Source organism: Ferruginibacter profundus (genome assembly GCF_054783275.1).
In genome coordinates this window covers 1-7,923 of sequence record NZ_BAAGQW010000007.1, presented here as the reverse complement: position 1 = coordinate 7,923, position 7,923 = coordinate 1, and the positions used below count along the sequence as shown (strand labels likewise).

Below are 7,923 nucleotides of genomic sequence, written 5' to 3'. Positions count from 1 at the left end.
ACACTAGTACAGAAGAGGCTATTCTTCCTTCTGATGAAGAAGCCTTGACTTGTCGAGTCACAATGACCATAGACGGAGGAATTTTGAAAAAATGGCTGACAATTAAAAAGCCCACTTCAAAATAACTGCAGCCAACATTGGGTTTGCTGCAAGGCTGGCTGGACATTGGAGCAATGGTCATTTTATCGCTGTTGTGCTTCATCCGGGCTGGACCTATCCCGATAGCTATCGGGATTGGGCCTTGTTTGTTAACCTGTACTTTTATATCTTTAACCTGCCTGCCGGCAGGCAGGTCAACAGCAGTCCCGGGCGGACGAGCAATGAATTCCAGCCCTGCAGCAAGCCCTGCCCGTTGGCGGTAATTTTTAGACCCTATCGTTACTTCCAACAGCATATTTACTGACACTACAAAGTATTACAACATAAATGAAAGAAAGTACTCAAATAACCATTAATAAATTCAAATTCTTATGGATTGGGTTTGTTGTAATTCTTTTTTCTTGCTCGACAGCGAAAGAGACAATCAAAGAAAATAGTGTACATAAAAACGCAGACTCTCTCTATAACGAAATCCAAAGACTTGGTTTAGAACTCACCCAAAAAAATAATGTTCCTGGGGTGGCAGTAGCTGTTATCCAAAACGGAAAAGTTGCATGGATACAATGTATCGGATATGCTGATGTGGCAAGTAAGAAACCTGTAACCGCACAGACAATTTTTAACATTGGCTCAATTTCCAAAGTATTATCTGCATGGGGATTTATGCAATTGACTGAAAAAGGTTTTTTAAAATTGGATGAACCAGTTAATCAATCTTTAACCCGTTGGAAATTACCCCAATCTCCCTATGATATATCAAAAGTCACACTACGACGTATATTAAGTCATACAGCAGGACTTTCTGTGCATGGCTATGGAGGCTTTGAGCAGGGAACACAATTGCTAAGTTTAGAAGAATCCCTTAATGGGAAAACAAAAAGAAACGGTGAAAGTGTACGACTTATAAATGAGCCAGGAACAAAATGGGACTATTCTGGAGGGGGTTACACTCTTGCACAGTTACTTCTTGAAGAAAAGGCAAAAGAAAAATTTGCAGACTACATGAAAAAAAATGTTTTCAAACCTTTAGGATTAATTCATACAAATTATGATTGGACAGAAGAAATGATGGCAAGTTCTGCAACTGCTTATGACACTTCAGGTAATCCGATAAAAAACAGAATATTTACAGAACAAGCAGCAGCAGGATTACAAACAACAGTGTTAGACTTAGCTCACTTCGCCGAACTATCCATTACAACTGATTCCCGGCAATTAAATAAAGTTTTGAAACCAAAAGCAATACAATTAATGGAACAACCTGTTCTACCATCATCTAATGAAGGAGAAAGTGGTCTTGGGTATCGGTTCTTGACTTATGACAATTTTCGAACTATTGGACACACCGGTGAAAACATTGGTTGGAGCGCTGCAATGTTTTTGCATTTACCAACAGAAAGTGGATTAATAGTGCTTTGCAATGGCTCTAACGGTGACCATGTTTGGTATCCTATTTATGAACGTTGGGCCAATAAGATAAAAGCACAACCGACAAAGGTTCATTAACGCAAAACTACCGCTAACAAGGGATTTACATAGAGTTTGGCTGAACGGAAGAACAATCGGCAGTTTTACAAAGCCCAACTTCAGTCCGGGCAGGACAAGCAACTTTGATCATCAAATCTTAACTTCAACAATTAATTTTAATCAGCAGCGGTTCCGGGCGGACGGAATACTAATACCAAACCCTCTGTAAGCCCTGATCGTTAGTGGCAAGGTGCGGTACTAGTTATATCAATAAACTTTGACAGGAAAAAGCCTACACAATCTATTCCTACTAAATGCACAAATTGATCAAAAGTGAAAGAATTTATTACTTACTTATATTGTATAGTCTTCAGCAGAAATACTGCATTTTTAATAGAAATCGAATTAAATAATAATTGGGACATTTTGTCAAAAAGAGTATCGAATTCGACACCAACAAACAAGGATAATGATTATTTTGTAACCGTTTTAGATAAAATTATAACTATTGATGAATATTATTTAACTGATGGACTTAGGTCTAAGGGAAGCATAGTGATAATTAAGAATCATGCTCATACCGAAATTAAGAAAGGGCTCAATACTGCTGAAGTAAAAATTGAAATTGAGAGAACCAAGGAATCTTCATTATTTACCCAGATTTTAATAATTGGAAATTTGATTTTCTTATTCCTGGCTATCCTCGATACATATAAGTACCTCTACGGAAATTCAATACATAAATCAAATTTGCTTATCGATTTTATTAATCAAACATTATTCCTTGGTTTATTAATTGTAAATTGGATTATATCCAGAGAGAAATATTTAAGTATAATTAAAAATATAAAAGAGGCTTTAAATAATACAAACCCTGCCACTAACAAGTAGTTTGCCAAAAGTGTGGCTGGACAAACCAACATCAACAAAGTACAAAGCCTGGCATTGGTTCGGGCAGACACAATTCTACCGGGCTTTAGTAGTAACCATCAACTAACCAAATTTATCATCAGACGTTCGGGCGGGCACAATTCTAATACCACGCCGTCGCAAAGCCCCGGCAAGTTGGCAGCCATTTTAGGACGCCCCTTAATTCGACACATACCTTGAGTCATCTACAAAAGATATTTTCGATTTTAGTCTTCACTTTGCTCGGACAAATTATGTTTGCCCAAACACCAAATTGTGACAAATCAAAACTTACAACAGCAGACAAAAATTTGTTGACACAGTTTTGGACAGACTTCAAATCTGCGATTAATTCTGAAAATGAAATAAAACTTGCCTCCTTAGTTAAATTTCCTTTTAACTGCGACTATTGTATTCTTGACACAACAAAGGAAAAGGATTACGATTATTTAAAAGTGACAAAGAAATTATTTCACAAACGACAATACAAAATATTCTTCGATCCCAAACTGAAAAAGACAGTAAACAAAAATGTAAGCTTGTTAGACATTTTATTTGTGGCATATAAAAACAAAAAATGTTTTTATAACTTTTCTTATGCTTCGGTTGAGCCATCAAAAGAATGGGAAGGACAACAACATTTTTTTTCACTTCAAAAAATAAGTGGAAAGTATGTTATAACATCTGCCTGGACAGTGCCTTAGTGGACAAAACGGCTACCAACAAAAGGTTTGCCGCAAGGCTGGCGGACGGAATAACAATCGGCAGTTGTACTACAATCAGCTAATATCGGGCCTGACCGAATTCTATTTGACTTTTAGTTGTTAACTTCATCATTAGTTTTTTAATCGGCTTCAGTTGCCGGCCGGACACAGCAACAATTCCAGCCCTACGGCAAGCCTCGAACGTTGGCGGTAATTATATTTAGACACACCATGCCCAAAATTATCATAACACTAATATTGATTTTAAACCTGACCGCTTTACATGGACAACCAAGTAGAAATTTGGTTGCAAGAACATATTTCCTTACAAAATCCAATTGGTATACCAACCAAACACTAAAAAAAAGCGGGACAATGATTTTTGTAAATAAATCCAGCAAATATTATATTAAAAATCAAGAGACTTTTTGCAAATTTAATCCAGACTCCTCCTTTCTCTGCCGAACAACGATTGACAAAAAACAAGAGGCAAAAGCGGGTTATAAATTTGAGTTATTTAAAGGGCAGTGGCAACTAAAAGACGGAGGAAAGGTTATTAGTATTAAAGTGGACAGAGAAAATAACTTCAGAGACACTTATCAAATTGAAAAACTTACTGCTGACAGTCTCGTCGTAAAATTATTAATTTTCTAACAGGACAATAACTACCGCCAACATCAGGGTTGCTGCTATGCTGGCAGACGAATAAATTCACATCTTTTTGTTTGCTTATCAGCTGCGGTTCCGGTCAGACGGAATACTATTTAGCTTTTTGTTGTTAACTTCATCATCAGTTTTCCTATCGGCTTCAGTTGCCGGGCAGACACAGCAACTAATTCAGCCCTGCGGCAAGCCTCGAAACTTCATATCATTATAAGAATGAAATTGCTAATTTATACATTAATTTGTTGTGCATCTTTTATTTCATGTACTACCAACTCTAAAACAATAAGGATTTTTAGAATATCCGATGATTTCTATTTTGAAGCTAAGACACTTGGAAATCGTGGCTATATGTGGCTTTATTTATGCAGGAAAAGTTCTTCAGAGCGTATTGACATTTACGGAGTAAGAGATTCGACAACTTCTAGCTATTTTATGGATATTGACTCAATAAAAATAAATAGCATTAAAGGGGACACGGTTATTTATACAATTCTTGAAGCTCCCCCAGGAAATAAGTTTTGTATTTTTGATACTTTGCTGTTAAGTAAAAGAAGAGTATTGTCTAAGAAAACTACCAGAACTGCGTGTCGGTAAAGCAACGGCAGCCAACATCAGCCAACCTGCATACCGGCAGGCAGGTTGCAAATCCAGGCTGTAGTTCGGCCTGAACAAACAACTTTAAACTTTAGTTCTTAAATTCAACCTTGTATTCCGGCAAGCAGGTTCAATCAGCAGTGGCCCGGGCAGACGTCCCGAATGCTTTCGGGATAATTCCCAACCTGCATAAAGCCCTGTTCGTTAACGGTTATTTTATGGAGACACTTCGCAATTTCATATCAGCATCTTTAGGACTCTTTCTTTTGACACAGTGCAATACTAAACAAGACTGTCATAGTGCGACACAAATTTTATCGCCATCAACAAAGACACAAACTGAAAACCCATTGACTGGCGAATGGAAATATAGCAACAGCATTTGGTACTCTTCTGAGTTGACACTGCAAGAAAATGGAACTTTCAAATTTCATGACCAAGGCTGCTATGGACAAAGGTTTTCACAAGGGCAATGGACAAATAATAATGGCATCATTCAGTTAACAAGTTTTGACGCCTTTAAACAAAAGGAACAGACCGAGTCAATCAAGTCAACAGGAGTTGCAGACCAAAAGAAAACAAAACGCAAATTGAAAAAAGGAGAAGTTGAAATTGTATTTACAGGATTTAAAGATGTTCCGCCACCAGTTTTGCCTGAACCAAATGACACCGTTCGGATTTACTTAAATAAAATTCAATTGCGGCTAAGTAATGACACTTTGTTTTGCATAGGTTCTGACAAATTACCCGAAGGGGCAAAGTTTTATCGGGCTAAAAACCGCTAACATTGGGTTTTAAGCAAGTTGAAGTTGGGCATGACCAGCAAACATCAGCCAACCTGTCTACCGGCAGGCAGGTTGCAAATCCAAGCTGTGGTTTGGGCAAACAACTTTCAACTTTATTTCTTAAATTCAACTTTATATTCCTGCCGGCAGGCAGGTTCAATCAGCAGGGGTTATCGGCGGACGTCCCCAAAGTATTCGGGATATTTCCCAACCTGCACAAAGCCCTGCCCGTTAGCCGCCATTATTATGACAGACTTCGAATTAAATAGCAAAGTGATTAGCAGTCTAACCGACTTGAACCAGAAAATGCCTCATGAATATCTAAGAAGGAATCATGTGCAGTATGAATATGTATGTTATGTCTCCTTAATCGGGACACTATTTTTAAGTGGAGATTTTGTAGCAGTTGCAACATTTATTAAGCGAGCAAATATTTATTTAACGGAAATAGATAATTCCTTATTAGATTCAAACTATTTGGAAGCAAGTAAAAGATTCATCACAGTTATTTCTGACTATATCCCTAAGTAAATACGGCGGCTAACATGGGTTTTTATGCAAGTTGGGACAAACAACTTTGAGCTTTAGTTCTTAAATTCAACTTTATATTCCTGCCGGCAGGCAGGTTCAATCAGCAGCGGTTGTCGGCGGACGTCCCGAAAGCATTCGGGATAATTCCCAACCTGCATAAAGCCCTGCTCGTTGTAAGCAACTATATTTACCACGCATAAATTTCAATGGCTTAAAATTTTGGGATAAAGATAAAAAGTAACAAATTCTTCTGTTTTACTATTCAACAACATTAAATAACGTTAGTGATATCCTCTATGAGAAATATTTTACTATTGATGATTTGCTTGCTAATAATTCCTCCGAATGCGTCATCACAGACACCGAGCATGAACAATTATTTTAAAGTAATTCGTTCGGGGATTTGTGAAACAGATAGCAAAAAATGTCAGGATAAAATAAAAAAATACTTTGAAGCTTGCGAATTCGTGGGAGACTATTATTATACCCAAAAGAGGTACTATCAAGCAATTAACTATTATAAAAAAGTTTCAGAAATAAATTTGGACGGACATGGGTTTTGGGATTTAGTTAGTCTAGATTCTAAATCACAATCCATTTATGGGAAAATTATAAAAAAACTCGGCGATATGAGTTTTGACGGAGTTGGACAGCGTAAGAATATAGTCGATGCATTTTACTATTACAATATTATGCCGTCTCCTTTTTCCTTTGAACAAATCGGCCAATTTTCGCTTAAAATATTTGGAGATTCAACGAGGGTATTTTTTGATTCAGCCAGAAGCAATGATTCCTTTAAAATATTCTACATAAATCCTTTTTATATAACTGATTTCAAAACCATTTTATTTTTCAATAAATTTATGAATGAGATGGACAATAAGTTATTAACGGATGGTTCATTACAATGTTATTTCAAAATATCTATATTAAATTTTAGTGAAATAGGCCAGGCAAGAAGCCATATTTTTATTGATGGTCTTTTATATGGTAGAGACAGTAAGTTAACAGGAAAATACATTACTGATTTTGATTTTGACCATTTATTGAAATTTAAACGTAATGAAATTGAGTATTATGTATTGCAGGTAAAACTACAACATTGATTTTTAAGCCAGCTTACAACAAAAGTTTTGCTATAGGCGGGGCACACACGAGTCAATCAGCTGTAAATCAATATTGTATGGCAGTTCAGGCGGACGTGAATCTGGTCGGCATTTATTCTTAACTTCAACTTCTAAATAACAATTTGGCTTCTGTTCCCGGCGGACGAATTTCAAAATCCCAGCCCATCGCAAAGCCTGAACGTTAGCGGCTATATGATTCGACCCCTCGTTATACTGACAATTTTTTTATCACTCAATTCTTGTGACCGACCACAAAAGAAACCGGAACAAAAAAAAGTAGACAGGCCCAAGCAAATTGACATGCTTGAACCTGACCTTGACACACTTCCTAATGGTAAAAGGCTTTTGGACAATATGGACTCGGGCATGGTTCATTATTATAAAGAAGTGGTTGGCTCTGACACTTTAAAGGGAGGTTACATAACCTGCTACGGTATTGACGATAGCACAAAATATTTTTATCTCAGGCATGGCGACACATTGCATTTATTGAATCAAGGTTCAATTCTTGCTTCAACCTGGGGATTGGGAACTTTAGAAAAAGATTTTACTACTTTTTTTATGATAAGCATCGATAATGGAAATGGTTGCCCTTCTTCTTATCAAATTTTTGACAAACGAACGGGCAAAAATATTTTGGGCGATAAAGTTGAAGCAGATAGCTATGCATATTTGCAGGACACACTATTTATGCTTTACGACAGTTGGAACCAACACAAACGCACAAATAATATTACCTTGTTCAATGTAAGAACAAAGAAAAAAGAATTTTACGAATTGCCAGACCACTTACCAGATTTTTGCGACATCCAAATAGGCAAATTATCAACGAAAAGTTTAACAGTGACATTTGAAAGTTATGTTGGCGACAACTTTGAACGTACAAAAACATACAGACGCTAACACCGGGTTTACTGCAAGGCTGGCTGGACATTGGAACAATTGGGCATTTTATCGCTGTCGTGCTTCACCTGGGCTAGACATTCAATCCTGGGCTTTTGTTTGTTAACCTGTACTTTTATATCTTTAACCTGCCTGCCG

9 protein-coding genes are annotated in these 7,923 nt (G+C 37.0%); 8 read left to right on the top strand and 1 reads right to left on the bottom strand.

Annotation, left to right across the window (positions count from 1 at the left end; translation table 11 throughout):
- Positions 1 to 406, bottom strand: a 406-nt coding sequence (locus ACYVM0_RS26825; RefSeq protein ID WP_460562557.1) for a hypothetical protein, incomplete at its 3' end; no start/stop codon positions are given.
- A 20-nt stretch (positions 407 to 426) separates the two neighbouring features.
- Between ACYVM0_RS26825 and ACYVM0_RS26820 the strand changes: the two genes are divergently transcribed.
- The 8 genes from ACYVM0_RS26820 (at position 427) to ACYVM0_RS26785 (ending at position 7,785) form a co-directional block, all read left to right on the top strand.
- Entirely contained in the window at positions 427 to 1,605 is a 1,179-nt protein-coding gene (locus ACYVM0_RS26820) for a serine hydrolase domain-containing protein (protein ID WP_460562555.1), read from the top strand.
- Positions 1,606 to 1,899: 294 nt separating this feature from the next.
- Positions 1,900 to 2,457 carry a hypothetical protein gene (locus ACYVM0_RS26815; RefSeq protein ID WP_460562553.1) on the top strand — a complete coding sequence of 186 codons (558 nt, stop codon included), beginning with the start codon at positions 1,900 to 1,902 and terminating at the stop codon, positions 2,455 to 2,457.
- Positions 2,458 to 2,729: 272 nt separating this feature from the next.
- Positions 2,730 to 3,179 carry a hypothetical protein gene (locus ACYVM0_RS26810; RefSeq protein WP_460562551.1) on the top strand — a complete coding sequence of 150 codons (450 nt, stop codon included), beginning with the start codon at positions 2,730 to 2,732 and terminating at the stop codon, positions 3,177 to 3,179.
- 231 nt (positions 3,180 to 3,410) lie between these two features.
- A complete protein-coding gene (locus ACYVM0_RS26805) occupies positions 3,411 to 3,833 on the top strand; it encodes a lipocalin-like domain-containing protein (RefSeq protein WP_460562549.1) in 423 nt (140 codons plus the stop codon).
- 824 nt (positions 3,834 to 4,657) lie between these two features.
- Positions 4,658 to 5,224: a hypothetical protein gene (locus tag ACYVM0_RS26800; protein WP_460562547.1), complete on the top strand. Its 567-nt coding sequence runs from the start codon at positions 4,658 to 4,660 to the stop codon at positions 5,222 to 5,224.
- 30 nt (positions 5,225 to 5,254) lie between these two features.
- The gene (locus ACYVM0_RS26795) at positions 5,255 to 5,755 is read left to right on the top strand and encodes a hypothetical protein (protein WP_460562545.1); all 501 of its coding nucleotides are present in this window, start codon (positions 5,255 to 5,257) and stop codon (positions 5,753 to 5,755) included.
- Between the two features lie 368 nt (positions 5,756 to 6,123).
- Positions 6,124 to 6,861: a hypothetical protein gene (locus tag ACYVM0_RS26790; protein ID WP_460562543.1), complete on the top strand. Its 738-nt coding sequence runs from the start codon at positions 6,124 to 6,126 to the stop codon at positions 6,859 to 6,861.
- Between the two features lie 321 nt (positions 6,862 to 7,182).
- Positions 7,183 to 7,785, top strand: a complete 603-nt coding sequence (locus ACYVM0_RS26785) for a hypothetical protein (protein WP_460562541.1) — start codon at positions 7,183 to 7,185, stop codon at positions 7,783 to 7,785.
- The last annotated feature ends 138 nt before the right edge of the window (positions 7,786 to 7,923 follow it).

Bases quoted from the DNA above. Each gene is read 5' to 3' on its own strand.
- ACYVM0_RS26820 (WP_460562555.1), top strand. From the start codon at position 427: ATGAAAGAAAGTACTCAAATAACCATTAATAAATTCAAATTCTTATGG.
- ACYVM0_RS26810 (WP_460562551.1), top strand. From the start codon at position 2,730: ATGTTTGCCCAAACACCAAATTGTGACAAATCAAAACTTACAACAGCA.
- ACYVM0_RS26805 (WP_460562549.1), top strand. From the start codon at position 3,411: ATGCCCAAAATTATCATAACACTAATATTGATTTTAAACCTGACCGCT.
- ACYVM0_RS26800 (WP_460562547.1), top strand. From the start codon at position 4,658: ATGGAGACACTTCGCAATTTCATATCAGCATCTTTAGGACTCTTTCTT.
- ACYVM0_RS26795 (WP_460562545.1), top strand. From the start codon at position 5,255: ATGACCAGCAAACATCAGCCAACCTGTCTACCGGCAGGCAGGTTGCAA.
- ACYVM0_RS26790 (WP_460562543.1), top strand. From the start codon at position 6,124: ATGAACAATTATTTTAAAGTAATTCGTTCGGGGATTTGTGAAACAGAT.
- ACYVM0_RS26785 (WP_460562541.1), top strand. From the start codon at position 7,183: ATGCTTGAACCTGACCTTGACACACTTCCTAATGGTAAAAGGCTTTTG.